This window comes from Actinophytocola sp. NPDC049390 (assembly GCF_044466355.1).
In the GTDB taxonomy this organism is placed as follows: domain Bacteria; phylum Actinomycetota; class Actinomycetes; order Mycobacteriales; family Pseudonocardiaceae; genus Actinophytocola.
The window spans coordinates 127,068-151,973 of sequence record NZ_JBITMQ010000008.1 but is presented as its reverse complement, the minus strand read 5'-3'; the positions used below and the strand labels follow the sequence as shown (position 1 = coordinate 151,973).

Annotated in this window: 24 protein-coding genes; 8 read left to right on the top strand and 16 right to left on the bottom strand. The window is 70.9% G+C overall.

All coding sequences use genetic code 11. The annotated features are described in order from the left end of the window. Positions 1 to 10: 10 nt before the first annotated feature. Positions 11 to 694 (top strand): HAD family hydrolase, encoded by a 684-nt coding sequence (locus ACIBVP_RS23180; protein WP_396108329.1) that lies wholly within the window; start codon positions 11 to 13, stop codon positions 692 to 694. 75 nt (positions 695 to 769) lie between these two features. Here the strand turns inward: ACIBVP_RS23180 and ACIBVP_RS23175 are convergent, their stop codons facing one another. Together ACIBVP_RS23175 and mtnA are read right to left on the bottom strand one after the other, a co-directional pair. Further along, positions 770 to 2,518 carry a proline--tRNA ligase gene (locus ACIBVP_RS23175; RefSeq protein ID WP_396108328.1) on the bottom strand — a complete coding sequence of 583 codons (1,749 nt, stop codon included), beginning with the start codon at positions 2,516 to 2,518 and terminating at the stop codon, positions 770 to 772. A gap of 68 nt (positions 2,519 to 2,586) precedes the next feature. Continuing rightward, a complete protein-coding gene (gene mtnA / locus ACIBVP_RS23170; RefSeq protein ID WP_396108327.1) occupies positions 2,587 to 3,561 on the bottom strand; it encodes an S-methyl-5-thioribose-1-phosphate isomerase in 975 nt (324 codons plus the stop codon). A 32-nt stretch (positions 3,562 to 3,593) separates the two neighbouring features. Here mtnA and ACIBVP_RS23165 point away from each other — a divergent pair, with 32 nt between their 5' ends. From ACIBVP_RS23165 to ACIBVP_RS23155, 3 genes are all read left to right on the top strand, one after another. Next, the gene (locus tag ACIBVP_RS23165) at positions 3,594 to 3,953 is read left to right on the top strand and encodes a VOC family protein (RefSeq protein WP_396108326.1); all 360 of its coding nucleotides are present in this window, start codon (positions 3,594 to 3,596) and stop codon (positions 3,951 to 3,953) included. Between the two features lie 211 nt (positions 3,954 to 4,164). Then, complete coding sequence (locus tag ACIBVP_RS23160) at positions 4,165 to 5,139, top strand: serine protein kinase RIO (RefSeq protein WP_396108325.1); 975 nt, start codon at positions 4,165 to 4,167, stop codon at positions 5,137 to 5,139. Positions 5,140 to 5,544: 405 nt separating this feature from the next. Beyond that, positions 5,545 to 6,984, top strand: a complete 1,440-nt coding sequence (locus ACIBVP_RS23155; protein ID WP_396108576.1) for a DEAD/DEAH box helicase — start codon at positions 5,545 to 5,547, stop codon at positions 6,982 to 6,984. 425 nt (positions 6,985 to 7,409) lie between these two features. Here ACIBVP_RS23155 and cobA read toward each other — a convergent pair whose 3' ends face one another. Continuing rightward, positions 7,410 to 8,609 (bottom strand): uroporphyrinogen-III C-methyltransferase, encoded by a 1,200-nt coding sequence (gene cobA, locus ACIBVP_RS23150; RefSeq protein ID WP_396108323.1) that lies wholly within the window; start codon positions 8,607 to 8,609, stop codon positions 7,410 to 7,412. A 40-nt stretch (positions 8,610 to 8,649) separates the two neighbouring features. On the opposite strand from cobA, the gene ACIBVP_RS23145 reads away from it, so the two are divergent. Next, entirely contained in the window at positions 8,650 to 9,207 is a 558-nt protein-coding gene (locus tag ACIBVP_RS23145; protein WP_396108322.1) for a thioredoxin family protein, read from the top strand. A 32-nt stretch (positions 9,208 to 9,239) separates the two neighbouring features. Here the strand turns inward: ACIBVP_RS23145 and ACIBVP_RS23140 are convergent, their stop codons facing one another. From ACIBVP_RS23140 to ACIBVP_RS23105, 8 genes are all read right to left on the bottom strand, one after another. After that, positions 9,240 to 10,040, bottom strand: a complete 801-nt coding sequence (locus tag ACIBVP_RS23140) for a S1 family peptidase (RefSeq protein ID WP_396108321.1) — start codon at positions 10,038 to 10,040, stop codon at positions 9,240 to 9,242. Positions 10,041 to 10,215: 175 nt separating this feature from the next. Then, positions 10,216 to 11,418, bottom strand: a complete 1,203-nt coding sequence (locus tag ACIBVP_RS23135) for an SAM-dependent methyltransferase (protein WP_396108320.1) — start codon at positions 11,416 to 11,418, stop codon at positions 10,216 to 10,218. Positions 11,419 to 11,475: 57 nt separating this feature from the next. Further along, on the bottom strand, positions 11,476 to 12,747 hold the full coding sequence (locus tag ACIBVP_RS23130) for an ABC transporter substrate-binding protein (RefSeq protein ID WP_396108319.1): 1,272 nt from the start codon (positions 12,745 to 12,747) through the stop codon (positions 11,476 to 11,478). Between the two features lie 16 nt (positions 12,748 to 12,763). Then, entirely contained in the window at positions 12,764 to 13,861 is a 1,098-nt protein-coding gene (locus ACIBVP_RS23125) for a branched-chain amino acid ABC transporter permease (RefSeq protein ID WP_396108318.1), read from the bottom strand. A gap of 73 nt (positions 13,862 to 13,934) precedes the next feature. Then, positions 13,935 to 14,831, bottom strand: a complete 897-nt coding sequence (locus tag ACIBVP_RS23120) for a branched-chain amino acid ABC transporter permease (protein WP_396108317.1) — start codon at positions 14,829 to 14,831, stop codon at positions 13,935 to 13,937. Continuing rightward, positions 14,828 to 16,609, bottom strand: a complete 1,782-nt coding sequence (locus tag ACIBVP_RS23115; protein WP_396108316.1) for an AMP-dependent synthetase/ligase — start codon at positions 16,607 to 16,609, stop codon at positions 14,828 to 14,830. The genes ACIBVP_RS23120 and ACIBVP_RS23115 overlap by 4 nt, the downstream gene beginning before the upstream one ends. After that, on the bottom strand, positions 16,606 to 17,409 hold the full coding sequence (locus tag ACIBVP_RS23110) for an ABC transporter ATP-binding protein (protein WP_396108315.1): 804 nt from the start codon (positions 17,407 to 17,409) through the stop codon (positions 16,606 to 16,608). The genes ACIBVP_RS23115 and ACIBVP_RS23110 overlap by 4 nt, the downstream gene beginning before the upstream one ends. Next, complete coding sequence (locus ACIBVP_RS23105; protein WP_396108314.1) at positions 17,397 to 18,200, bottom strand: ABC transporter ATP-binding protein; 804 nt, start codon at positions 18,198 to 18,200, stop codon at positions 17,397 to 17,399. Before ACIBVP_RS23105 ends, ACIBVP_RS23110 begins: the two co-directional genes overlap by 13 nt. A 147-nt stretch (positions 18,201 to 18,347) precedes the next feature. Between ACIBVP_RS23105 and ACIBVP_RS23100 the strand changes: the two genes are divergently transcribed. Continuing rightward, positions 18,348 to 19,487 carry an 8-amino-7-oxononanoate synthase gene (locus tag ACIBVP_RS23100; RefSeq protein WP_396108313.1) on the top strand — a complete coding sequence of 380 codons (1,140 nt, stop codon included), beginning with the start codon at positions 18,348 to 18,350 and terminating at the stop codon, positions 19,485 to 19,487. Here the strand turns inward: ACIBVP_RS23100 and ACIBVP_RS23095 are convergent. The 3 genes from ACIBVP_RS23095 to ACIBVP_RS23085 form a co-directional block, all read right to left on the bottom strand. Next, positions 19,468 to 19,914 (bottom strand): GNAT family N-acetyltransferase, encoded by a 447-nt coding sequence (locus tag ACIBVP_RS23095; RefSeq protein ID WP_396108312.1) that lies wholly within the window; start codon positions 19,912 to 19,914, stop codon positions 19,468 to 19,470. The genes ACIBVP_RS23100 and ACIBVP_RS23095 overlap by 20 nt on opposite strands. A gap of 28 nt (positions 19,915 to 19,942) precedes the next feature. After that, on the bottom strand, positions 19,943 to 20,722 hold the full coding sequence (locus ACIBVP_RS23090; RefSeq protein ID WP_396108311.1) for a S1 family peptidase: 780 nt from the start codon (positions 20,720 to 20,722) through the stop codon (positions 19,943 to 19,945). Positions 20,723 to 20,879: 157 nt separating this feature from the next. Further along, positions 20,880 to 21,479 (bottom strand): TetR/AcrR family transcriptional regulator, encoded by a 600-nt coding sequence (locus ACIBVP_RS23085; RefSeq protein ID WP_396108310.1) that lies wholly within the window; start codon positions 21,477 to 21,479, stop codon positions 20,880 to 20,882. A 69-nt stretch (positions 21,480 to 21,548) separates the two neighbouring features. Here ACIBVP_RS23085 and ACIBVP_RS23080 point away from each other — a divergent pair, with 69 nt between their 5' ends. Together ACIBVP_RS23080 and ACIBVP_RS23075 are read left to right on the top strand one after the other, a co-directional pair. Then, positions 21,549 to 22,094: a peroxiredoxin-like family protein gene (locus ACIBVP_RS23080; protein WP_396108309.1), complete on the top strand. Its 546-nt coding sequence runs from the start codon at positions 21,549 to 21,551 to the stop codon at positions 22,092 to 22,094. Then, positions 22,091 to 22,687, top strand: a complete 597-nt coding sequence (locus ACIBVP_RS23075) for a YHS domain-containing protein (RefSeq protein ID WP_396108307.1) — start codon at positions 22,091 to 22,093, stop codon at positions 22,685 to 22,687. Before ACIBVP_RS23080 ends, ACIBVP_RS23075 begins: the two co-directional genes overlap by 4 nt. On the opposite strand, the gene ACIBVP_RS23070 is transcribed toward ACIBVP_RS23075, so the two are convergent. Beyond that, the gene (locus ACIBVP_RS23070) at positions 22,662 to 23,810 is read right to left on the bottom strand and encodes a hypothetical protein (RefSeq protein ID WP_396108306.1); all 1,149 of its coding nucleotides are present in this window, start codon (positions 23,808 to 23,810) and stop codon (positions 22,662 to 22,664) included. The genes ACIBVP_RS23075 and ACIBVP_RS23070 overlap by 26 nt on opposite strands. Further along, complete coding sequence (locus ACIBVP_RS23065) at positions 23,791 to 24,861, bottom strand: M48 family metallopeptidase (protein WP_396108305.1); 1,071 nt, start codon at positions 24,859 to 24,861, stop codon at positions 23,791 to 23,793. The genes ACIBVP_RS23070 and ACIBVP_RS23065 overlap by 20 nt, the downstream gene beginning before the upstream one ends. Positions 24,862 to 24,906 lie beyond the last annotated feature (45 nt).

Genomic DNA, 24,906 nt, shown 5'->3' with positions numbered 1-24,906 from the left:
CGATGGCGGAGTGAGAACGCTCGTGCTGTGGGACATAGACCTGACCCTCGTCGACTACTCGGGTATCGGCAGGCGCTGGTACGCGGACGCGCTGGCCGAGGTGGCCGGCGTGCCACTCGCGCACCTTCCCTCGTTCCCCGGCCGGACGGAACGGTCGCTGGCCCGTGAGTTCCTGACCGCACACGGCTTCGAGCACTCGGACGAGCGGGTGGAACGGTTCTTCGCGGCGCTCACCGCGCTGGCCGAACAGGACCGCGAGTCGTTGCCGCGGCTGGGTCGGGTACTGGCCGGGGCCCGGGAGATCCTGACGGAGCTGGCGTCCCGCGAGGACGTGGTGCAGTCCCTGGTCACCGGCAACCTCCCGGTGCTGGCGGGCTACAAGCTCGAGGCGTTCGACCTGCACCACCACATCGACTTCGAGATCGGCGGCTACGGCTCCCTGTCCGAGCACCGCCACGACCTGGTCGAGGCCGCGATCAGTCAGGCGGCGTCCAAGCACGCCACGGCCTTCGATTCGGTGGTCGTCGTCGGCGACACCCCGCACGACGTGGCAGCGGGCCTGCACCACGGCACGACGACGGTCGGCGTGGCCACGGGCCGCTACACGGTGGAGGAGCTGACCGAGTCGGGCGCACACGTGGCGCTACCGGACCTGTCGGACACCCCCGCGGTGGCGAAAGCCCTGCTGGCGTAAGGGGGTTTGGCCGCCTCTCCCCACGCAGCGAAACGGCCGCCGAGCGCGCTGCCCGGCGGCCGTTCCACAGTGTCGTCAGCCGCGCACCAGCGCGGTCAGGTGCGCCACCGCGTCGTCGACCGCGACCTCGGTCCGGTCCCCCGTGCCGCGGTCCTTGACCTCGACGACCCCGTTGGCCAGGCCACGCCCGACCACGACGATCGTCGGCACGCCGATGAGGTCCGCGTCCGCGAACTTCACACCGGGCATCGCCGTCCGGTCGTCGAGCAGCACCGAAAGACCGGCGGCGTCGAGGTCGGCGGCCAGCTTCTCGCCACCCTCGCGGATCTCGTCGCCCTTGCCCGCGATCACCACGTGCACGTCCGCGGGCGCGACCGAACGAGGCCAGATCAACCCCTGCCCGTCGTGCGACTGCTCGGCGATCACGCCGACGAGCCGCGACACCCCGATGCCGTACGAACCCATCGTGATCCGGATCGGCTTGCTGTCCGCCCCGAGCGCGTCGAGCCCGAACGCGTTCGCGTACTTGCGCCCGAGCTGGAAGATGTGCCCGATCTCGATGCCGCGCGCGGCGACGAGCGTGCCCTGCCCGTCGGGCGAGGGGTCACCCTCCCGCACCTCGGCGGCCTCGATCGTGCCGTCCGGTGTGAAGTCGCGCCCGCACAGCAGGTCCACCACGTGGTGGTCGGCCTTGTCGGCGCCGGTCACCCACGCGGTGCCGGTGACCACGCGGGGGTCGACGACATAGCGGACCCCGTTCTCCTGCAGGGCCTTCGGCCCGATGTAGCCCTTCACGAGGAAGGGGTGGGCGGCGAAGTCGGCCTCCTCGAGGATGGCCACGTCGCGCGGCGACAGCGCCGCCTCGATGCGCTTCATGTCGACCTCGCGGTCGCCGGGCACGCCGACCGCGAGCAGCTCCCACTTGTCCTCGCCGGGCCCACGGGTCTTCAGCAGGACGTTCTTGAGCGTGTCCGCCGCGGTGAACTCCCGGCCCAGGTCCGCGGAGTTGAGGAACGCGACCAGGGTCTCGATCGTCGGCGTGTCGGGCGTGTGGTGCACCTGCGCGGCGGGCCTGCCGTCGATCGGCTGCGCGGCGGGCGCGGGCGTCACGACGGCCTCCACGTTGGCCGCGTAGCCGGACTCCGTGCTGCGCACGAACGTGTCCTCACCGGTCTCCGCCTCGGCGAGGAACTCCTCGGACGCGGACCCGCCCATCGCGCCGGACATGGCGGACACGATCACGTACTTCAGGCCGAGCCGGTCGAAGATCCTGATGTAGGTGTCGCGGTGCTTCAGGTAGGACGTCGCGAGCCCGTCGTCGTCCAGGTCGAACGAGTACGAGTCCTTCATGAGGAACTCGCGGCCGCGCAGGATGCCCGCGCGGGGCCGTGCCTCGTCCCGGTACTTCGTCTGGACCTGGTACAGCACGACCGGGTAGTCCTTGTACGAGCTGTACTCCCCCTTAACGGTGAGCGTGAACAGTTCCTCGTGGGTGGGGCCGAGCAGGTAGTCCGCCTTCTTGCGGTCCTTGATGCGGAACAGGGCGTCGCCGTACTCGGTCCAGCGGCCGGTCGCCTCGTAGGGTTCGCGGGGCAGCAGCGCCGGGAACTGGATCTCCTGCGCGCCCATCGCGTCCATCTCCTCGCGGACGACGCGCTCGACGTTGCGCAGCACCTTCAGGCCCAGCGGCAGCCAGGAGTAACCGCCCGGTGCGACGCGGCGGACGTACCCGGCGCGCACCAGCAGCTTGTGGCTGGGCACCTCGGCGTCCGCCGGATCCTCACGCAGCGTGCGCAGGAACAGCGACGACATCCTGGTGATCACGGCAGTACTCCTTGTGCGGGAAACGTGCAGCAAAGGGTAGTGAACGACCCCCTGCCAGCGCAGGCGGGTTATGCGAGGCGCTCACCGGCGGCCGGCCGCACGAGCCGGTCCTCGGTCACGATCGCGGTGACGAGGTCGGCCGGGGTGACGTCGAACGCGAGGTTGAGGGTCGGCGTGTCCGGCAGCCCGCCCAGGATCTCCCGGCCGTCCCGTACCTCGATCTCGACGTCCGCGCCGGACGCCAGCGCGGGGTCGACGGTCGACTCCGGCGCGGCCACCAGGAACGGCACCCCGGCCCGAGCGGCGGCCAAAGCCAGCGGGTACGTGCCGATCTTGTTGACCACGTCCCCGTTCGCGGTGATGCGGTCCGCGCCCACCACCACCGCCTGTGCGAGCCCCCTGGCCAGCACGGTCGCGCCCGCGGAGTCGACGACGAGCGTGTGCCCGACACCCATCTCCGCCAGCTCCCACGCCGTGAGCCGGGCACCCTGCAGCAGCGGACGGGTCTCGTCGACGTAGACGTGGCGGAGCCGGTTCCGCAGGTGCAGGGACCGGACCACGCCCAGTGCCGTGCCCCACTCGACACACGCCAGCGCGCCCGCGTTGCAGTGCGTCTGTACCGCGATGGGTCCGTCGACCTGGTCGACCAGCCAGTCGGCACCCCGCTCGCCCAGCGCCCTGTTGCGCGCGGCGTCGGACTCGAGGATCGCCAGCGCGGTGGTGACCACGGCGTCCGGCCCGTCCGGCAGGTGGGCGACGACCTGGTCGACTCCCCAGGCGAGGTTCACCGCGGTCGGCCGCGCGGCCCGGAGAGCGGCCAGGTCGGCGTCCCGCCGTCCGGGGTCGCCGAGCACCGCCATGGCAGCCCCGAGGGCACCCGCTACTCCCAGCGCGGGAGCCCCCCGAATGGCCAACCGCCGGATGGCGTCGACCAAGTCCTCGACGGTGAAGATGTCCAGGACGACGACTTCGTTGGGTAGCTTCGTCTGATCGATCGCCACGATGTGGTGATCCCGCCAGTCAATGGTCCGCACGAGAGCCATTTTTGTCGGTGGTCGCCCGTAGCGTGCGCGACATGAACCTCGACATCGGCGGAATCACCATCGACAGCGCCGAACCCCGGCAGCTGGCGGAGTTCTGGACGAAGGCGCTCGACCTGGAGGTCGTGTTCGACGCCGACGGCTGGTACGTGCAGCTGCGGTCCCGCGGCGACGGGCGACAGGTGTACGTCGGCCTGCAGAAGGTGGCGGAGAAGCGGACGGGCAAGAACCGCGTGCACCTCGATCTAGCGACCGGCGACAGGGAGGGCGAGGTCAAGCGCCTGGAGTCGCTCGGTGCGACGGTGGGCGAGACACACGAGATGCCCAGCCTCACGTGGACGGTCTTACAGGACCCCGAGGGCAACGAGTTCTGCGTGGGGTCGCCACACGACTGAATAAATCGGTTGCTGCACGGCAGCGGGTCCTGAGAACCTGCGTGCCGTCGTTGACAGGCGCCGGTCGGTGATCGGCGGACAGCAGGGAGGTGCCAGTGGCTAGCAAGGTCGCCTGGACGTGGCACGCCCTCGTCCGCCCGTCCCACTGAGCAGTCGTCGCGACGCGCGCCTTGGTGGGGCGCTCACACATCTTCTTGAGGAGAACCCACCAGTGCGCAGGCACGATTTCGAAGACTTTCTGGACGACGAAAGCCCGTACGAGGAGCGCCGCTCCCGCCCACGCAGGCCGCGCCGCACGGAAGCCGAGTCCGACCCGATCCAGACGCGAGCGGGCCGGCTGACCGAACAGGAACGCATCCGGCTGGCGGCGGTCCGGGAGAACGCGGAGGCAGCCCCACCACTACCGGAGGGCGCCGACCGCTGGTCCACCTGGGCCGACAGCGAGCAGGGCCCGAGCCCGAGGCCGGGCTGGGTGGTGACGGAACTGGCCGCGGCCGACAGCGAGTTGGGAGTGCTGAAAACCGGCAAGGAAGCAGATGTCTACCTGATACAGCGGGCGGTGCCGGACACCGACCGCGGCTGCCTGATGGCCGCGAAACGCTACCGGTCGAACGAACACCGTCTGTTCCACCGAGACGCGGGCTACCTGGAAGGCCGCAGAATGCGCCGGAGCAGGGAGATGCGCGCGATGGCCAACCGGACGGCGTTCGGGCGCAACCTGATCGCGGAACAGTGGGCGGTGGCGGAGTTCGCCGCGCTGTCGCGCCTGTGGTCGATCGGTGCCCCGGTCCCGTACCCGGTTCAGCGCAGCGGCACCGAGCTGCTGATGGAGTACCTGGGTGACGAGGACGGTTCGGCGGCCCCACGCCTGGCGGAACTACGCCCGGCAGGCGAGGCGCTGGAGGACCTGTGGCACCAACTGACCGGCGTGCTGTCCCTGCTGGCGATCGAGGGCGTGACCCACGGCGACCTGTCGGCATACAACCTCCTGGTCCACGAGGGCAGGCTCGTCCTGATCGACCTGCCGCAGATCGTGGATCTGGTGGCGAACCCGAGAGGGCTGGAGTTCCTGGCCAGGGACGTGGCGAACGTGTCGGGCTGGTTCCGCTCGAAGGGCCTTCCGGAAGACAAGGCCAACCCCACGACGTTGACGGAGGAGCTGATCGAGGCAGCAGGCCTGGACTGACCAAGACCCGGGGGAGGTGACCCCCGCCGACCGGCACCACCCGGTCGGCGGGGCCCCCACCCACCCGCGGTGTGGCGAACGTCATGATCCGCATGCCGAGCCCGGAGCCGGGAATCAAACGCACGGTCCGGCCGTTCGTGCAGGGGGCGGGCCGTCCGGCCCCATGACCCGTCCTGGCAGGTGGCACGCGGTGCCGCGCGCCGTTCGACATCGGGGTCAAGGTAAACTGGAGATCGCACCGCGAGCGGACCCTGTGCCGCTCCCCCGCCCGGCGGAGAAGCGCCGGATCGGCAAGCGGTGACCACCACGTATTTCGGCGTAACGTGCGCCGGGCTCGTCCGTGCCCCTGATCAGATCAGGGTTCTCCGAGACGCGCCAAGTCCCGAGAGGACCTTAGTGACCACGATGCACAACCGGTCGGCGTCTGCCGGCCACCGCTCACGCAAGCCTCGCAGCCGAGTGAGCAAGAACAACTTCGACCGCCGCCCGCACGTCGACCACGCGCTGGCCTCGGCGTTCGACGAGATCCCCACCAGCCCCATCCCCGACATCGACTCGTTCGACGAGCTGGGGCTGCCCGCGAAGCTGTCCGCGGAGCTGGCGAAGGCCGGCATCACCAAGCCCTTCCCGATCCAGGCCGCGACGCTCCCCGACGCACTCGCCGGGCGGGACGTCCTGGGCCGTGCCCAGACCGGCTCCGGCAAGACGCTCGCGTTCGGACTCGCGCTCCTGTCCCGTCTCGACGGTGGCCGGGCCCGCCCGAAGCACCCGCGCGCGATCGTGCTCGTGCCGACGCGCGAGCTGGCCATGCAGGTCAGCGACTCACTGATGCCGCTCGCGAAGGCGCTCGGCCTGTGGTGCCGCACGGTCGTCGGCGGCATGTCGTTCGTGAAGCAGTCGGACGCGCTGCGCCGCGGTGTCGACCTGCTGATCGCCACGCCCGGCCGCCTGTCCGACCACGTCCGCCAGGGCACGTGCGTCCTGGACGAGGTCGCGTTCACCGCGATCGACGAGGCCGACCAGATGGCCGACATGGGCTTCCTCCCGCAGGTCCGCGCGATCCTCGACCTGACGCCGGACGGCCAGCGGATGCTGTTCTCGGCCACGTTGGACGGCGACGTGCAGCAGCTGGTCACCCGCTACCTGCACGACCCGGTGACGCACTCGGTGCAGCCCGCGAAGGCCAGTGTGACCACCATGGACCACCACGTGCTGCTGGTGTCCAAAGAGGACAAGCCGGCGGTGATCGCGGAGATGGCCGCCCGTGAGGGCCGCACGATCATGTTCCTCCGCACCAAACACCACGTGGACCGCCTGACCGCGAAGCTCCGCTCGATCGGCGTGCGCGCGGGCGCGCTCCACGGCGGCAAGACGCAGGGCGCCCGCAACCGAGTCCTCGGCGACTTCAAGGAAGGCTCGCTCCCGGTCCTGATCGCGACGGACGTCGCGGCCCGCGGCATCCACGTCGACGGCGTGAGCCTCGTCGTGCACGTGGACCCGCCCGCGGACCCGAAGGCGTACCTGCACCGCGCGGGCCGCACGGCCCGGGCAGGCGAGTCGGGCACCGTGGTCACGGTGGCGACCCACCAGGAACGCCGCACGGTGTTCCGCATGACCGAGCAGGCAGGCGTCCGCCCGAAGAGCACCAAGGTCACCCCGGGCGACGACGACCTGGTCCGCATCACGGGCGCCCGCGTCCCGAGCGGCGAGCCGATCGTCGAGCAGGAGCAGACGAAGCGCCCACCGCGCGCCCGCCAGGGCGGTGGCTACCGAGGCCAGGGCAACCGCAACCGCGAACGCTTCAACCCGCGCCGCGCCCGCTCGGACCGCAACCGAGACCGCTGACCCACCACACACGCGTCGGCCCCCGGCCCCCGAGCCGGGGGCCGACGCGCATCATCGACCCTCGCCCGCGAAGCGACACAACGAGCTGCGCCGATGCCCCGGAGGCGTCTTTCAGGACATCGAAGCGCTGCAGCACCCCGCGCAAGCCGGGCGCAAGCCCACAAAGACGGCCTGCCAAAGAAACCCCGAGACCCAAATCGGAAGGCCCCTCCCCGAGATCAGCCCTCCGGCGAGGAGGCCCGTCCGGCGGACCCCCACGGCCTCCGGCCCCCGAAATCCACGCTACCGAACGGCACCGACAATCCGGCGCGGTCACGCGACGAATGTGGACAACCGACCCCGCTGTGGACAACCAGCCAATCGACGACCGGAACTGTCGTTCCCCAACGGTACGCTGGAAATCGGGGGCCGGAGGCCGCCCAAGGTCACCCGCCCAGCGCGGCAACGGACCCGATCACGATGATCGCGGGCGGCCGAATCCCCTGTGCGACAACCTCATCCGCCAGCTTGTCCAAAGTAGACTTCACCACGCGCTGGTTCGCCGTCGTCCCCTCCTGGATCACCGCGGCGGGCGTGTCCGGCGCGCGACCGCCCTCCAGCAGCGCGGCGACGATCGCGCCCGCGCGTTCCACCGCCATCAGCAGCACCAACGTCCCCTTCAGCGCCGCCAACGCCTGCCAGTCCACCAACGAGGTCGGATGCCCCGGCGGCACGTGCCCCGACACCACCACGACCTCGTGCGCCACCCCCCGGTGCGTCACCGGCACACCGGCCACCGCCGGCACACCGAACGCCGACGTCACGCCCGGCACGACGGTCACCGGCACGTCCGCGGCCGCGCAGGCCAGCAGCTCCTCGAAACCCCGCCCGAAGACGTACGGGTCGCCGCCCTTGAGCCGCACCACGAAACGGCCTTCGCGGGCGTGGGAGATGAGCAGTTCGTTGATCGCGTCCTGGGACGCCGCGCGCCCGTACGGGAGCTTCGCCGCGTCGATCACCGTCACCGACGGGTCCAGTTCCTCCAGCAGTGCGCCCGGCGCCAGGTGGTCGGCCACCACCACGTCGGCCAACCCCAGCAGCCTGCGGCCGCGCACCGTGATCAGGTCCGGGTCGCCGGGGCCGCCACCGACGAGGGCCACCCCGTGCGGGCGCGTGCCCGCCACCGGGACGGCACCCGCCCGCAACGCGGACAGCAGCCCGTCCCGGACGGCGGCCGACCGGCGGAACGCGCCACCGGCCAGCACTCCGACGAGCAGGCCGTCGTGGTTGCCCGTCGCGGGGGTGACCGCCGTGCCCGCGGCGCCCTCGTCGGCGCGGACGCAGAAGACGTGCCGTCGCTCGGCCTCCGCCGACACGGCCTCGTTCACGGACCGGGACGACGTGCAGCACAGCACGTACCAGGCGCCTTCGAGGTCACCGTCGGCGTACGGGCGCTCGTGCCACCCGACCTGGCCGGACGTCGCCATGGCCTCCACCGACGGCGTCACCGACGGGGAGATCACCTCCACCCGGGCACCCGACGACACCAGCCTCGGCAGCCTGCGCTGCGCCACCGTCCCGCCGCCGACGACCACGACCCGGCGACCGGCCAGGTCGAGTCCGGCCAGGTAGTGCGACTCACTCATGGCCGACAGCATGCCCCACGGGCGTCGGTATCGTCGGGTCATGGTCGCCACACCTTCGACGATGGCCCCGCTCGGCAGCCCCGCACCCGCGTTCGAACTCGCCGAGCCGGACGGCACGACCTGGTCGTTCGACCGGGTCGCGGGCCCTCGCGGCACGCTCGTCGCGTTCGTCTGCAACCACTGCCCCTACGTGAAACACGTCGGGCCGCGGCTCGGGGCGCTCGCCGCGGCATGGCGGCGGCAGGGGCTCGGGGTGATCGGGATCAACCCCAACGCCGGTGTCCGCGACGACGAGGCACCCGAGCACATGGCGGCCAACGCCACGGCCTGGCAGTGGACGTTCCCGTACGTCGCCGACCCCGAACAGACCGCCACGCGCGACTTCCACGCCGCGTGCACGCCCGACTTCTTCCTCTACGACAGCGCGCGCACGCTCGTCTACCGCGGCCGCCTCGACGCCGCACGCCCCGGCAACGGGGTGCCCGTGACCGGGGACGAACTGGGCGACGCCGTCGCCTCGGTGCTCGCGGGCGAACCGGTCGACGTCGGACAACTGCCGAGCATCGGCTGTTCCATCAAATGGAAGGACCGCCCCTGACACCAGGAGCGGTCCTTCGCCTGAGGAGATGATCAGCCGATCTGGCCCTGCAGTTCGTCGTGGAACGCGGAGACCCGGCCGTACACGCCGTAGTAGTTCGGCTCGGCGCAGCCCTGGCCCCACGACACGATGCCGATCAGCTTGCGGGTGCCGTCAGCCGTGACGCCCACCAGCGGGCCACCGGAGTCGCCCTGGCAGCTGTCCTTGCCGCCCTCGGCCAGGCCGGCGCACACCATCGAGGCGGCGTCGAACTGGTCCGCGTACGACTCCGCGCAGGTGTCGTCCGCGACCACCGGGACGTCGACCTTGCGGAGCACGTCCGACGTGGACCCGCTCTCGGTCGTGCCCCAGCCGAGCACCGTGCTGTTCGCGCCTGCCGCGTACAGGTCCGCGTCGTCCGGCGACGCGAGCGGCAACGGCGCCTCGGCCAGCTCGGTGTCGAGCGTGAGGACCGACGCGTCGTTCTGCAGTGCACTGGAGTTCCACTCCGGGTGGATCCAGATGTCGGTGACACCCGCCGTGGTGCCACCGCCCGCGGACAGCGAGGTCCGGCCGGCCACGACCTGGATGTCCGCGGGCGAGCTGCCCTCGGTGCAGTGGGCCGCGGTCACGACCTTGTTCGGCGCGACGATGGTGCCGCCGCAGAACTGGAAGCCGTCCGGCGTGGTCAGCGCCACGGCGAACGGGTTCTCCTCGATGGTGGTCTCCTCGCCACCGATGATCATCGGCGTGACGTCGTCGGCGGCCGCGGTGGCCGTGCCGGCGATGCCGACCGTTGCGAGAGCCGCTGCGGCAACCCCGATCAGGCGTAGCAGGCGCCTTGCCTCAGCCATGCCTCTTCTCCCTTGTTCAGGCTCGTTGTGCCCACGAGCTGACTTATGGCTACAAGGCGCTCACAGCCCGCCACAACGGCAGAAGGTTGTAGGCCGGATGGGTGAACGCGGCCGAGAACAAGGCTGTGACCAGCGGGTTCGTCGCGTGGGATCGGCACCCGACGATCGGATGGACTTACCGCCGGGTGCCCCACAACAGCAACGTTGACGTGGCCGTTTCCACCGCGGCGCCACCGCTCGCGAGGCCGAGCAGTGGCGCCGAGGACAGCAGTCGCCCGTCCACCGCGTAGCCGCCGTCGGCGAGCGCGTCACGCGCGGGTCCGATGCTGCCCAGATCCTGTACCTCGACCACGATGCGGTCGGCACCGGCCGCCACGCACGTCTCCACCACGTCGGCGCGCGCGGTCCCCAGGTACACCCCGTCCGGTCGCGGCAGCCCGTACAGCGCCTCCGGCACGCTCCCGTCGATCAGCCGGATGTCGGCCCCGTGCCGTTGGGCGTTCGCGCGGAGCCGCACCAACCGGCCGGAGTCGTGCTCGACGGCGATCACCGCCGCACCCCGGCGTGCCGCCTCGATGGCGATCCCGCCCGCGCCCGCCACGACGTCCCACACGAGCGAGCCCGGCCGCGGCGCCAGCAACGCCTGTGCCAGCGCACACGCCTCCGGTGCGGCGCCGAGGTCCTCCTGGCGCACGGACGGCGCCCACCCCGCGAGCCAGCCCGGTGTGCCCACCCGGTCGAGGTAGGACAGGCACAGCACCACGTTCGGGAAGCGCCACGCGCGCCCGGCCGCCTCCGTGGGGTCCACGATGGACAGCTCCTCGGCGGGCCCGCCGACGTCCTCCAGCACCACGAGGGTCCTGCGCCAGCCCGCGAGCGCGGTGGCCAGTTCGGCGGGCCCGGCGTCCGGCCCGGTCAGCACACCGACCGCGGGCCGTGCCCGGCACAGGTTGGCCGCCTTGCGGAAGTCGACACCCCGCGCACTGACCACGCACACGTCGTCCCATGGCCGCTGGATGAGCGCCGCGACCCGTTGCACGTCCGTCACCCCGGGCAGGCACTCGGTCGGCAGTCCCCGGTCCCGCAGCGCACCCAGCGCGCCGAAGTACCCGGGGTCGCCGGGCACGAGCACCACGGCGGGCTCGCCCGCGGCGACCGCGGCCGCGAGCGCGTCCAGGGCCGTGTCGGGCAGGCCCGGCGCGCGTGGCACCTCGATGGTGCGTGGCGCTCCGGGTCCGCCACCCACTCGCGCGGTCGCGCGCACCGTGTTCAGCGCTGCCGCGAACCCGACCACCAGCCGCGCCGACGCGAGCGCCGGAGCGGCGCCGCACGGGAGCTGCCCCCCGGCGAGCCCGATCAGGGTCACGGTCGCCGCCATGTACCAATTCGACCACGAACGACATGAACGCGCGTGAAATTTTCGGACTAATCGTTATCAGAGATCGGCTTTTTTGAACTCGAACTCCTTGGCGGCGTCGGAGGAGAAGTTGTACTTGATCTTCTTCAGGCCGAACGGCTTGGCCGGGTCGACTCCGAAAATGGTGCTCGACCTGGGCGGGTTCCGGTCGGCCGCGGGCCCGTACCGGTAGTCGCCCGTCAGCCCGTCGAAGCTCACCGTGCCCAGCTCGGCCGACGCGCGCAGGATGCCCTCGCGGGACAGGTCACCGAGCTCGACGGCCTTCTCCAGCACGGCGGTCATCGCGCGGGCCTGGTTGTAGCCGAACGCGAAGTAGTAGTCCGGTTCCTGGTCGGGCGCGTGCTTCTCGGCGTCGCCGACCATCTGCGTCATGCCGGGCACGGAGCTGTCGCCCCATTCGGTGCCCTCGGACACGATCAGCACGGACTGCTGCATGTACGGCGCCACCGCGGACTTCGCGAGCGCACCGGTGTAGCTCGGCGACTGCCCGAACCACTGCGGCGCGAACCGGGCCTGCGCGGCGGTGCCCCAGATCTTCGCGGCGTCCGACGGCGTCGCGACGAGGAACACCATCTGGCAGCTCGCGCCCGCGAGCGCGCCGATCTGGCCGGCGTAGTTCTCGGTGCCGACCTTGAACCGCTGCGTGTTGGTGACTTTGAAGCCGTACTTCTCGGCGGCGAAGTCGATGCCCTGCTGGCCCGCCTCGCCGTACACGTCGTCCTGGATCATCGTGCAGATCCGGTCGCTCGTGGTGCCACCGCCGTCGTTGAAGTAGTACTCCATCGCGTTGATGGCCTGCACCTGGTACGGGCCGCCCACCGGCAGCAGGTTGTCCTCCCGCACCCACAACGCGTCCAGGGACGCGGGCGCGGCGAGGATCTTGTCCGTCCTGAGCTGCGGCAGCACGGCCAGGGTCGGCGCGGTGCCGAGCACCTGGGTGAACGCGACCACGTCGCTCTTGATCTTGTTGTACTTCTGGACCGCGATGTCCGTCTTGTACTGGGTGTCCTCCTGGACCAGCTCCACCTGGTACTTGCCCGCGACGCCGCCCTTGTCGTTCAGCGCCTCGAACCACACCTCGTTGCCCGCGGTCAGCGGCTGCCCGATCACGGCGACCGTGCCCGACAACGGGGTCAGCACCCCGAGCTTGATGGTCTTGCCGTCGAATCCGGCGGTGTTGCCGGGCGCGCCCGCCGAACCGCCGCCACCGCCGTCGTCCTCTCCGGCTCCCCCGCAGGCCGTGAGGGTGAGTGCGAACCCCAGTGCCAGGGCCGCGACCTTCCGTGCCATGTGACGCCTCCTTGCGTCAGTAGGAAAAGGGCCAGGCCTTGAAGTACGCCTTGACCCGGAACCAGATGCCGGCGAGGCCTCTGGGTTCGAAGACGAGGAACAGCACGATCAACAGGCCGAAAATGGCCTGGTTGAGGGCGAACACGGAGATGAACCCGTCACCGCCCGCCTCGGTGGCGACGCCGGGGATGGCGGAGCTGTACTCGTCGATGAGCGCGGGCAGCGCCCCGACGAAGATCGCGCCGAGGATCGACCCGAAGATCGTGCCGAGGCCGCCGACGATGATGATCGCGATGTACTGGATGGACAGCAGCAACGTCCAGTCGTCGGGGCTGACGTGCTGCTGGTAGGACCCGAAGAGCGCGCCCGCCATCGCGGCGATCGCGCTCGACACCATGAACGCGCCGATCTTGTACCGGCCCGCGCGCACGCCGATGACCTCGGCGGCCTGGTCGTGGTCCCGCACCGCGCGCAACGCACGGCCGGGACGGGTGCGGACGAGGTTCTTGGCCAGCAGGGCGATGATCGCGACCAGCGCCCAGACGAGCCAGAAGTAGCCCTGGTTGCGGGAGTAGTTCTCGCCCGCGATCTCGAGCGCGCCGAGGTCGACGGGCCCGATGGTGGCCTGCGCGCCGACGGACGTGCCGTTGTTGCCGCCGGTGACGTCGCGCAGGTTCCGCCAGAGGTGCTCGCCGATGAAGATCAGCCCGAGCGTGACGATCGCGAGGTAGTGGCCGCGCAGCCGCAGCGCGAACGGTCCGATGAGCCCGCCGAGCACGGCGCCGAGGGCGGCGGCGGCCAGCAGCCACACGGGAAGCGGCAGTTCGAGGTCACCGCCGACGACCGCGGCCACGTACGCACCGGCACCGATGAAGAACGCGTGGCCGAGCGAGATCTGCCCGCAGTAGCCGGTGAGGAGGTTGAGCCCGATCGCGCCGATGGCGGTGATGCCCGAGTAGATGAGGACCGAGAGCCAGAAGTCGTCCTGCACCACGGTCGGCAGGACGAGCAGCGTCACGAGCATCAGCGCGAGGCCTGCCTTGGCCATCGGCGAACCGAACAGCCGCAGGTCCTGCCCGTAGGAGCGAACCATGTTGCGGTGCGCCTTGCTCACGACTCCCCCTCGCAGGCTCCGGGGAGCCGCTCGCGGTCGCCCTGTGTCCGATGATTCGCTCCGCAAGCTCCGCTCATATCCGCCTCACGTCCTTGGTGCCGAGCAACCCGTACGGCCGGATCAGCAGGATCACGATCATGAGCAGGTACGGGACGATCAGCGAGACGTTCGCGCCCGCCCAGGAGAACAGCTGGTCCTGGTAGCCGCGGGTGAGCGCCTCGGCGAGCCCGATGATCACGCCGCCGAGCACCGCCCCCGCCGGTGAGTCGAGCCCGCCGAGGATCATCGCCGGGAAGGCGGCCAGCGCGATGAAGCTGATCGACGGTGACAGCCCACCCGGCCCCGCCGCGAGCGTGATGCCCGCGAGCGCGGCGAGCGCGGCGGCGATGGCCCACGACGTGGCGTACACCCGGCGCGCGGAGATCCCCTGTGCGAGCGCGGCCTCGGGGTCGAACGCGGTGGCCCGCATGGCCAATCCCATACGCGTGTACCGGAAGAAAAGGAAGAACGCGACGACGACCGCGGCCGTGATGCCGATGGTCCACAGGTCCCGGACGCCGAGCACGAGCCCGCCCGCCTCGACGGTCTGGATGTTCCACGGGTTCGACAGCGGGAGGTTGTCGAACCCCCAGATCGCGGTGATCAGCGGTTCGATGACGAACAGCAACCCGATGGTGATCATGATGACGGCGAACGGCGGCTGGCCCACCATCCGCCGCAGCACCAACCGTTCGACGCTCGCGCCCACGATGGCGGCGGCCGCGCACGCCAGCAGGATCGAGACCGCGAACGCGATGGCGAGGTTGTCGGCGAACGTGTAGCCGAGGTACGCGCCCAGCGCGAGCAACCCGCCCTGCGCGAAGTTGATGACGCCCGTCGACTTGTAGATGACGACGAACCCGAGGGCGACGAGCGCGTAGGTGGACCCGAGCGCGAGGCCCGCGAACACGTTGGTCAGGAAACCGGTCACCGGTACATCGCCTCGATCTCCGGTTCGAAGCGCAGCGCGAGCGCCGTGCGTTTCACCTTCTGCGTCGCGGTCAGCTCACCGTCCTCGTGGTCCAGTTCCTTCGCGATCAACGTGAAGCGCTTGACGCGTTCCACCTGCGCCAGTTCCTCGTTCACCGCGCGGACGACCTCGTCGATCAGCGCCCGCACCTCGTCCTTCGTGGTGAGGTCGGCGTACGTGGTGTACGGGATGCCCTTGCGGGACGCCCAGTTGCCCACCGTGTCCAGCTCGATGCCGATCAACGCGGTCAGGTACTTGCGGCGGTCACCGATGACGACCGCCTCACGGACGAACGGGGACACCTTCAGCCGGTTCTCGATCTCCGACGGGGAGACGTTCTTGCCGCCCGCCGTGATGATGATGTCCTTCTTGCGGTCGGTGATCCGCAGGAAGCCGTCCTCGGTCAGCTCGCCGACGTCGCCGGTGCGCAGCCAGCCGTCCTCGTCCACTGTGGACTTCGTGGCGACGGGGTCGTTGAGGTAGCCCTGGAACACGCCCGCCGAGCGGGTCAGGATCTCGCCGTCCCGCGCGATCCGCACCTCCACACCGGGCAGCGCCCTGCCCACCGAACCGAGGCGGATGTCGTCCTCGGGGGTCAGCGTGCAGATCGCGGTGTTCTCGGTCTGCGCGTAGCCCTCGCGGACCGGGATCCCGATGGCCCACAGGTACTCCAGCACCTGCGGCGCGATCGGCGCGGCGCCGGACAGCGGCACCCGCACCCGCGACATGCCCAGTTTCTCCCGCAGGGCGCGGAAGACCAGCACCTCGCACAGGCCGGCCACGACCCGGTCCACCAGCGACAGACGCCCGGCCATCCGGCGCGGTGCCACGCGGCGGCCCTGCCGCAGACACGTCCGGTACAGCATCCGCTTGAGCCGCGACGCGTCCGCCATGCGGATCTCCACCGTCGCCAGCATCTTCTCCCACACCCGTGGCACGCCGAGGAACACGGTCGGCTGCACGTCCCGCAGGTCGTGCGGGAACGACGGGCCGCCCTCGCCGAAGTTGACCACCGCGGGCACCCACACGCCGTCGATCACCGAGATCAGCCGCTCCGCCACGTGGCACAGCGGCAGGTAGCTCAGCACCTCGTCGCCCTGCCGCGTACCCAGCGCGACCGCCGTCTCGCCCGCCGCCACGAGGTTCGCGTGCGAGATCATCGCGCCCTTCGGCGGGCCGGTCGTGCCGGACGTGTACACCAGGATCGCGGTCGCGGCCGGGTCGAGTGCCGTGACCGATTCCTCGTACGCCGTAACGGAATCGGGTTCGTCCTTCTCGATGTCGGCGAACGTGAGCACCTCCGCGCGCACGCCGCGCGGGTCCATCACCACCACGTGCCGCAGCAACGGGAGCCGCTCGCGGACCTCCAGGGCCTTGTCCAGCTGCTCCTCGTCCTCGGCGATCAGCACCGACGTCTCCGAGTGCGCCAGCACGTACTCCACCTCGGCCGCGGGCGACGTCGGGTACACGCCCACCGCGCACGCGCCCAGCCCCTGCACCGCGAGGTCGGCGATCACCCACTCCGGCCGGTTCTCCGCGTGGATCGCGACCCGGTCACCGGGACCGACGCCCAGCGAACGCAACCCGGCCGCGGTGTTCGCGACCCGCCGCGCGTACTGCGCCCACGTCCACTCACGCCAGATCCCGCGGTGCTTCTCGCGGATCGCCACCTCGTCCGGCCGCTCCCGCGCGTGTTCGAGCAGCCGGGCGCAGAGCGTCCGTGCCGGTGTCCCCGTCATGCCGCACCCCCGAGATACGCCTCGACGACCTTCGGGTCGCGCTGGATCTCCTCGGGCGCACCCATCGCGATCGGCGTGCCGAAGTCCAGCGCCAGCACCCGGTCCGCCAGGTCCATGACCAGCCGGGTGTCGTGCTCGACGAGGATCATCGCCAGGTCCAGCTCACGGCGGACCTCCACCAGGTAGCGGGCCATGTCCTCGGTCTCCTCGACGTTCATGCCCGCCACCGGCTCGTCCAGCAGCAGCAGCGTCGGCGCCATCGCCAGCGCGCGGGCCAGCTCCGCGCGTTTCGCCACGCCATAGGGCAGCAGCCCGGCCGGGGTGCGGCGGTAGGGCTCCAGCTCCAGCAGCTCGACGATCTCCTCGCACGCCGCCCGGTGGTCGACCTCCTCGCGCCTGGCGCGGCCCCACCACACCATCCCGGCGAGCATGCCGGTGCGCATCAGGTGGTGGCGGCCCAGCATCAGGTTCTCGATCAGCGTGAGCTGCTCGAACAGGCCGAGGTTCTGGAACGTCCGGGCGACGCCCATGCCGGCGATGGTCGCCGGTGAGCGCCCGTTGAGCCGTTTCCCGTCGAGGGTGATCGTGCCGCGCTGCGGGCGGTAGACGCCGTTGAGGCAGTTGAAGATCGACGTCTTGCCCGCGCCGTTCGGGCCGATGACCGCGAACAGCTCACCGCGGCCGACGGTGAAGCTGACACCGTTGAGTGCCGTGACGCCACCGAACCGCAGCGTCAGGTCCCACACCTCCAGAAGAGGCGCGCTCACGGCGTCCTGGTTCGCCCCGCTCACGCGCTCCATCGCTTCTTCCTCCGGTAGCTCTTGACCTCGGCGAACGACCGACGACCCGAGTCCGGCGCGGACCCGAGGTAGAACTCGCGGATGTCCTCGTCGTCCAGCAGCTCGGCGGCCGGGCCGTCCCGGACGACCTTGCCGACCTCCAGGACGTAGCCGTAGCTCGCGATGGACAGCGCCATCACGGCGTTCTGCTCGACCAGCAGCACGCTCGTGCCCTGCCCGTTGATCTGCACGACGATGTCGCGGACCTGCTCGACCAGCCGGGGCGCGAGCCCCAGCGACGGCTCGTCCAGCAGCAGCAGCCTCGGCCGGGCCATGAGCGCGCGGCCGATCGCGAGCATCTGCTGCTCGCCGCCGGACAGGTACCCGGCCGTGCTGCGGCGGCGCTGCGCGAGCACCGGGAACAGATCGAAGACCCTGGTCACGTCCTCGCGGTACTCGGCCTTCTTCCTGGAGTGCCCGCCCGCGCGCAGGTTGTCCTCGACCGACATCTCGGCGAAGACCCGGCGTCCCTCCATGACCTGGGCGACGCCCCTGCGGACGACGTCGGCGGGGTCCGCGCCGGTGAGGTCGTCGCCCGCGACGGTCACGGTGCCCTTGGTGATCTTGCCGCGGTGCGCGACGAGCAGGCCGGTGACGGCCCGGAGCAGGGTGGTCTTGCCCGCGCCGTTGGCGCCGAGCAGCGCGACGATCGCGCCGTCGGGCACGTCGAGGGAGAGGCCGCGGAGGACGAGGACGACGTCGTCGTACACGACCTCGAGGTTGTTGACCGACAAGACCGGCACCATTGCCATCGCCACTCCGGGGTTGTGACGTCGATCACGGCAGAACCGGACGGTAACCGCCCAAATCCCCCCGGGCAAGGATCACGCCGAACTGTTATCCACCTGCCAACAAGGGCTCGATCAGGTCGCGACGGGCGGGGTGTCAGACTCGACGGCGTGACCTCGGTTTTCGACTGGCTCGACACCCGCGCGGACGAACGCCGCCGCGCCGGGCTCACGCGGCAGCTGCGACCCCGCCGCGCCGACTCCGACGTGCTGGACCTCGCGGGCAACGACTACCTCGGCCTGTCCCGCGACAAGCGGGTAACCGGCGCCGCCGCGGCCGCCACGCTGCGCTGGGGCGCCGGTGCCACCGGGTCTCGCCTGGTCACGGGTACTACCGAGGCGCACATCGAGCTGGAGCACGAGCTGGCGAAGTTCTGCGGCACACAGGCCGCGCTGGTGTTCTCGTCGGGCTTCATGGCGAACATGGGGGCCGTGACCGCCCTGTCCGGCAAGGGCTCGGCGATCGTGACCGACGCCTACCTGCACGCGTCGCTGATCGACGGGTGCCGCCTGTCCCGCGCCGACGTGGCGGTGATGAAACACGGCGACGTGGGGGCCGTCACGCACGCGCTCAAGACACGCCGCACCGAACGGGCACTCATGGTGACCGACTCGGTGTTCTCTGTGGACGGTGACCTGGCTCCACTGCGCGAACTGCACGAGGCGTGCCGTGCGCACGGCGCCGCACTCGTGGTCGACGACGCACACGGCCTCGGCGTGCTCGGCGACGGGGGCCGTGGCGCGGTGGCGGACGCGGGCCTGATCGGCGAGCCGGACGTGGTGACCACCGTGACGCTGTCGAAGGCACTCGGCGCGCAGGGCGGCGCGGTGCTGGGCCCGCGCCGGGTGATCAAGCACCTGATCGACTCGGCCCGCAGCTTCATCTTCGACACGGGCCTGGCCCCGTCGAGCACGGCGGCCGCGCTGACGGCGCTGAACCTGCTGAAGGAGGACCCGGCGCTGCCGGAGCGGGTGCGCGAGGTGGCGCTGACCTTCGCGTTACGGCTGCGCGACGCGGGCCTGAAGGTCACCGACCCGGCCGCGGCGGTGGTGTCGGTGCTGGCCCCGTCCCCGGAGCAGGCGGTTCAGTGGGCGGACGACTGCCGCGCGTCGGGCGTCTGGGTGGGCTGCTTCCGGCCCCCGTCGGTCCCGGACGGCATCTCCCGCCTACGCCTGACCGCCCGCGCCGACCTGTCGGATGCCGACATCGACCGGGCGATCGACGTCATCGTCAAGCACGCGCCCCGGTGACCGCGGCACGGCGCATCGTCTGGTGTTCGATGCCGTCCTCGAGGTAGCGGTCGCCTTCCGGGACGAAGCCGAAGCGGGCGTAGAAGTCGAGGGCGTACGTCTGCGCCGCCAGCACGGCGGCCTCGTCGCCGACGCGGTCCATCGCCGCCTTCATCAGCAGCGCGCCAAGGCCGCTGCCGCGGGCGGACAGCGCGGTGCAGACGCGGCCGATGCGGTGCGTACCGTCGTCGTCGCGGAGCAGGCGGAGGTAGCCGAGCACCTCGTCGCCCGGCCGCCACCACACGTGCACGGTCGACGCCGACAGGTCGCGGCCGTCCAGCTCGGGGTACGGACACTCCTGCTCGACCACGAACACGTCCACCCGCAGCCTGAGCAGCGGGTACAGTTCGGCGGCGGTGATCTCGTCGCCCTTCGCGGAGTACAGCACGAACCCTGGATATCAGATCCGCCGACCGTCACGCACTCGCCGGCCGTGGAAGGGCGTCCCAGACCTGGTCCTCCAGCACGTCCCGGTAGACCGCCAACCGCGTGTACACGCCCGGTTTGCCCGCCGCCGCGCAGCCCTCGCCCCACGACGTGATGCCGGCCAGCTTGCCGTCCACGACCAGCGGGCCGCCCGAGTCGCCCTGGCAGGAGTCGACCCCACCCTCCGGGAGCCCGGCGCACACCATGCTCTGCGCCTTGTACCCGGGGTAGGCCTTGGCGCAGGCGGTGTCGGCCATGACCGGCACGCTCGCCTTCAGGAGGTACCGCGACGGCTGGCCGTCGGCGGCGACCCGGCCCCAGCCGAGGATCAGGCCCGGTTGCCCGACCTTGTACAGCTCGGCGTCGTCCTTCCTCGGGAGGGCGAGCGGCTCGTACGGCACCCGATCGGTCAGCGTCAGCACCGAGACGTCGTTGCCGGAGCGGACGTCGGCGAAGTCCGGGTGGACCCAGATCTGCTTGGCCGGAGTGGCGATGCCCGCCGTGCTCTCCTTGTCCTCGCGACCGGCGACCACGACGATGTCGCTCGGCTGCTTGCCCACCGTGCAGTGGGCGGCGGTGACGACCTTGTTGTCGTCGACGAGGGTGCCGCCGCAGAACTGGAAGCCGTCGGCGGTCGTCAGGTACACGACGTAGGGGTGGTCGGCGATGCTGGCCCGGTCGCCGCCGACGATCTGCTGGTTTCCCTGGTCCGCGTTCGCCTGCGTGATCCCGACCGCGACGGCGGCCGACGCGAGCACGGCGGCGAACATTAGGCGAGTGACCCGCGAGGTCGCCCCCATGTGTCGTCTCCTCACTGTTGGGTCTCTCGACCCTCTCGGTTGGGCGTGGCGATGGTCAACTCGACCTTGTAGCTGGACCGGGTGAACTTGCGCTCGGCGACCGCCGGACCTTCACCGCGACCCACCCCTAACCGAGACCGCGCAGCACGACCTCCAGTCCCTGGTGGAACTCCGCGTCACCGGTCACCTTCCGCGCCTGTGCCGCGGTCTCCGCCAGCAGCGGGAACCGCTCCTGTGCGGCCATGATCGCCGTGCCCGCACCGGACAGCGGGCCGTAGTGCTCGTTCTGCAGCATGCCGAACAGGTACGCGATGATCGTCCGCTGCGCGATCACGCGCCGCTCCCCCGCGAACCCCGCGTCGGTCAGGATCGCAAGTGTCGCCTCGATCAGGACCATGGACGACGGCACGGCGTGGCGGTGCCGCAACAGCAGCGGCACGACCGCCGAGTGCGCGAGCACCTCCTTGCGCATGCGCGAGAGCAGCTCGGTGATCCGTGCCCGCCAGTCCCCGGGCGGCACGGTCAGGTTGACACCGGACAGGACGTGGTCGACGACCAGGACCTCCAGCTCGTCCCTGTCGGTGACGTAGCGGTACAGCGACATGGTCGCCATGCCCAGCTCCTTCGCGACCGCGCGCATGGTGAGCGCGTCGAGGCCGTCGCGGTCGACCACCGCGAGGGTGGCGGCCGCGAGGCGGTCCGGGGTGAGCGAGCGCGGCCGGGGCACGAGTTGACAGCGTACGCGATACGCGCATACTCGTAGATGTACGTTGTACGCCTACACGAGGAGGACCACATGGAGCACGTTGCTCCCAGACGGCTCGTGACGGTCACGGGCGGGCCGGTGCGGGTGCCGGACCCGGATCGGCTGACACACCTGCAGTTCCGCCGCTTCGCGGGCTGCCCGGTGTGCAACCTGCACCTGCGGTCGTTCGTGACCCGGCAGCGCGACGTCGAGGCGGCGGGCGTCCACGAGGTCGTGCTGTTCCACTCGACCGTCGCCGACCTGCGCCCACACGTCGCCGACCTGCCGTTCGACGTGGTCGCCGACCCGGAGAAGGCGCTGTACCGCGAGTTCGGCGTCGAGTCCGCGCCGAGGGCACTGCTGCACCCGAAGGCGTGGCCCGCGATCGTGCGTGCCATCGCGGTCGCGCTGCCGGACGTGGTGCGCAAGCGGAAACCCGCCCCCAGGCCCGAAAGCGGGCGTTTCGGGTTGCCCGCGGACTTCCTGATCGCGCCGGACGGCCGCGTGCTCGCGAGCCACCACGGCACCCACGTCTACGACCAGTGGTCGGTCGACGAACTGTTGAACCTGTTGCCAGTGAAGGAGAACAAGCCATGATGACCGTCGAGGTGTTCACCCGCCCGGGCACACTCACCGCGGCACAGCGCGAGCGGCTGGGCAACCTGCTGCTGACCGAGTTGCTCGCGGGCGACAGCGCGCCGGACGCCGTGCTCGACAAAGCCCGCACGCTGACCAACGTCCTGGTCCACGAGCCGGCGGCGTGGGTGACCAACGGCGAGGAGCCGCGCTACCTGGTCCGCCTGACCGTGCCCGGCTCCTGGAACAACAAGAGCTTCGGCGAGTACATGATCCCGAAGATCACCGAGGCGATCGCGGCGACCGAGGACGATCCCGGTCGCCTGTACCGCGAACCGCACTGCCAGGTGCAGATCGTGGGCCTGAAGGAGCACGCCGTCGGTGCCCTCGGCCGCCCGACGAACTCGGCCGACATCACCCGCCTCATCACCGACGACTACCGCGCCTCCGGCGAACACCGGGAGGCCGCGCCGGGCACGGCGATCGACCCGGTGTGCGGTATGACCGTCGACCTCGCCACGGCGACCCTCACCCTCGAGCACGACGGCACGCTCTACGCGTTCTGCGCGCCGGTCTGCAAGAAGGTGTTCAGCGAAGAGCTGGCAGCGCGCTGATCACCTCGTCGAGGTAGCGGTCCCGCTCACCCGGCGGGCCCCAGTTGTCCTCCAGGCGCGTCACGAACACCGCCCGGGCGGGGACGCCCGCCTCGGCGTAGGCGACCAGCTTGTGGTGTCCGTCGAGCACGACGGACACGAGGAACCGTTCCGGGTACGCCATCTCGACATGCCGGTCGTCCACCCACCCCCACAGCAACGCGGCAGGCCGGGCGCCGTGCTCGATCGCGGCGCGGTGGACGGCCACGGTGTCCGGGTCGCGCCGCTCACTGGACGGCATGACCACGCCGTAGGTGGGCACGGGGCCCGGTATCCGGCGACGCAGCTGGAAGTGCCCTGTGCCCGGCCAGAACGGCTCGTCGTCGGTCTCTTGCCGTTCGTCGTGGCGCCGCTGCCACCACGACGCCGCGGGGTCGTGCACCAGTTCCAGGTCGAGGTCGAGCAGGTGGAGCCGGTAGTGCCCACTCGGCAACGCGACCAGCATCGGTCGCAGCGCGTCGACGAGGTCGTCATCGAGCGCGGTGACGTCGGCGATCCGGTCACGCAGTCGCGCGGACACGGAGGCGACCTCGCCCGCCGGCCAGCCGGTGAGCGCGATCAAGGTCTCGCAGGTGCCGCACGTGGATCCGACGTCGTAGACCGGCACTCCGTCGATCAACAGCGACCTGTTCCAGCGCGGCCACGCCTTCTGACGGAAGCCGACGCGGAACCTGCCGAGACCGTCTCGGAGCGTGAGGTCGGCGCGGGTGGCACCGACCGCGCCCACCCTGATCTCGGGCCGGGCGGGTGCGGTGAGGTCGATGTTCGCCCACGCCTGCCGCAGGTTGTCCGGATCGGTCACCAGCGGATCGCGACCGGTCAGCCGGACCAGCGCGTGGTGGGCGGCCCAGTCGACGTGCTCCAGCAGCGCGGGCACGACCGACGGGTCGCCCAGCATCTCCAGCGCCACCACGAACGCGGCATGCTCGGCCCCCTTCAGCGTCGGCAAGACCGCGGCGATCGGCCCGCTGTACTCCCGCGCACCGCGACGGCCCAGCGCGATCGCCGCGTCCGCCCGGCGTTCCGGGTCCGTGAGCAGCTCACCGAGCCGGCTGGTGGTCAGGTCATCGATCGTCGCTGACATTCGGCTCGTCCTCGCTCCGGCCGCCGAAGCGGCTGAACACCTTGCCCGCGGCACCCGACATCGCCTCGCCGACGTCGGCGAGGACCTTGGCGAGCGGGTCGGTCGAGTTGGACCAGGACTCCTTGTACGACCGGCCCGCCGACTTGATGTCGTCCATCATCGACGACGACGGCTGGTCGTCGCTGCGCCGCAGGTAGTCGCCGGCCAGGATCGCGCGGTACTCCTCCGACGCGGCCCACCGCTGCAGCTGCGCGGCACGCACGACGGCGAACGGGTGGCTCATGTTCTCGACCGTCATCAGCTTCAGGATGCTGTCGCGGATGTCGTCGACCTCTTCGTACTCCTTGGCCTGCTGCATGAACTCCGGGATGTCGATGTCGGACATCGACGTGCCACCGGCCATGTAGACGTGCTGGCGCAGCGCCGCGGCCGGGTCCTGCGAGCACAGCAGACCGGCGCGGTCGGCGGTCAGCTCCGCCTTGCGGTACCACTCCATGAGCGCCGCGATGACCGCGCGCAGGCCGAGCGCGCCGATCGGCACCCACTGGACGGTGGCCTGCAGGCGCAGCAGGCGCATGAGCAGCGTCCGCAGCACGTTGTGCCCGGACAGCACGTGCCCGGTCTCGTGCCCGACCACCACCCGCAGGCTCTCCAGGTCGAGCGCCTCCACCAGCCCCGTCGTGAGCACGATGAACGGCTTGTCGATGCCGATCGCGTACGCGTTGGCGACCGGGTGCCGGGTGACGAACAGGTCCGGCGTGGTGTCCAGGTCGAGCGTCTCGGCGCAGTCGAGCCGCAGCCGGTTGATCTTCGGGTACTGGTTCTCCCCGACCCGGATCGCCGACGCGACCGCGAACAGCCGCTCGGCCCGTTCGTTCCACATGCCCGCGACGGCCTTCAGCACCGACGCCACCCCCGGCACGGCCCGCAGCGTCGCCATCGCGCCGCGGTCGGCGGGGTGCTCGTAGGCCCGCGGGCTGATGCCGCGGAAGCGCACGCGTGTCGACGAGGTGGGCTCGATGTCGGTGTTCGTGTCGCTGTTCTCGGTCACTGTCGTCTCCCCTCGATCCGTGCGGCCCAGCCTATGCCCGACGAG

What these genes read in the sequence shown, in the direction of transcription:
- cobA (WP_396108323.1), bottom strand. Translation starts at nt 8,609, where the DNA reads ATGAGTGAGTCGCACTACCTGGCCGGACTCGACCTGGCCGGTCGCCGG.
- ACIBVP_RS23090 (WP_396108311.1), bottom strand. Translation starts at nt 20,722, where the DNA reads ATGTTCGCCGCCGTGCTCGCGTCGGCCGCCGTCGCGGTCGGGATCACG.
- ACIBVP_RS23110 (WP_396108315.1), bottom strand. Translation starts at nt 17,409, where the DNA reads ATGGAGCGCGTGAGCGGGGCGAACCAGGACGCCGTGAGCGCGCCTCTT.
- ACIBVP_RS23105 (WP_396108314.1), bottom strand. Translation starts at nt 18,200, where the DNA reads ATGGCAATGGTGCCGGTCTTGTCGGTCAACAACCTCGAGGTCGTGTAC.
- ACIBVP_RS23080 (WP_396108309.1), top strand. Translation starts at nt 21,549, where the DNA reads ATGGAGCACGTTGCTCCCAGACGGCTCGTGACGGTCACGGGCGGGCCG.
- ACIBVP_RS23070 (WP_396108306.1), bottom strand. Translation starts at nt 23,810, where the DNA reads ATGTCAGCGACGATCGATGACCTGACCACCAGCCGGCTCGGTGAGCTG.
- ACIBVP_RS23155 (WP_396108576.1), top strand. Translation starts at nt 5,545, where the DNA reads ATGCACAACCGGTCGGCGTCTGCCGGCCACCGCTCACGCAAGCCTCGC.
- ACIBVP_RS23130 (WP_396108319.1), bottom strand. Translation starts at nt 12,747, where the DNA reads ATGGCACGGAAGGTCGCGGCCCTGGCACTGGGGTTCGCACTCACCCTC.
- ACIBVP_RS23140 (WP_396108321.1), bottom strand. Translation starts at nt 10,040, where the DNA reads ATGGCTGAGGCAAGGCGCCTGCTACGCCTGATCGGGGTTGCCGCAGCG.
- ACIBVP_RS23135 (WP_396108320.1), bottom strand. Translation starts at nt 11,418, where the DNA reads ATGGCGGCGACCGTGACCCTGATCGGGCTCGCCGGGGGGCAGCTCCCG.
- ACIBVP_RS23115 (WP_396108316.1), bottom strand. Translation starts at nt 16,609, where the DNA reads ATGACGGGGACACCGGCACGGACGCTCTGCGCCCGGCTGCTCGAACAC.
- ACIBVP_RS23165 (WP_396108326.1), top strand. Translation starts at nt 3,594, where the DNA reads ATGAACCTCGACATCGGCGGAATCACCATCGACAGCGCCGAACCCCGG.
- ACIBVP_RS23145 (WP_396108322.1), top strand. Translation starts at nt 8,650, where the DNA reads ATGGTCGCCACACCTTCGACGATGGCCCCGCTCGGCAGCCCCGCACCC.
- mtnA (WP_396108327.1), bottom strand. Translation starts at nt 3,561, where the DNA reads ATGGCTCTCGTGCGGACCATTGACTGGCGGGATCACCACATCGTGGCG.
- ACIBVP_RS23075 (WP_396108307.1), top strand. Translation starts at nt 22,091, where the DNA reads ATGATGACCGTCGAGGTGTTCACCCGCCCGGGCACACTCACCGCGGCA.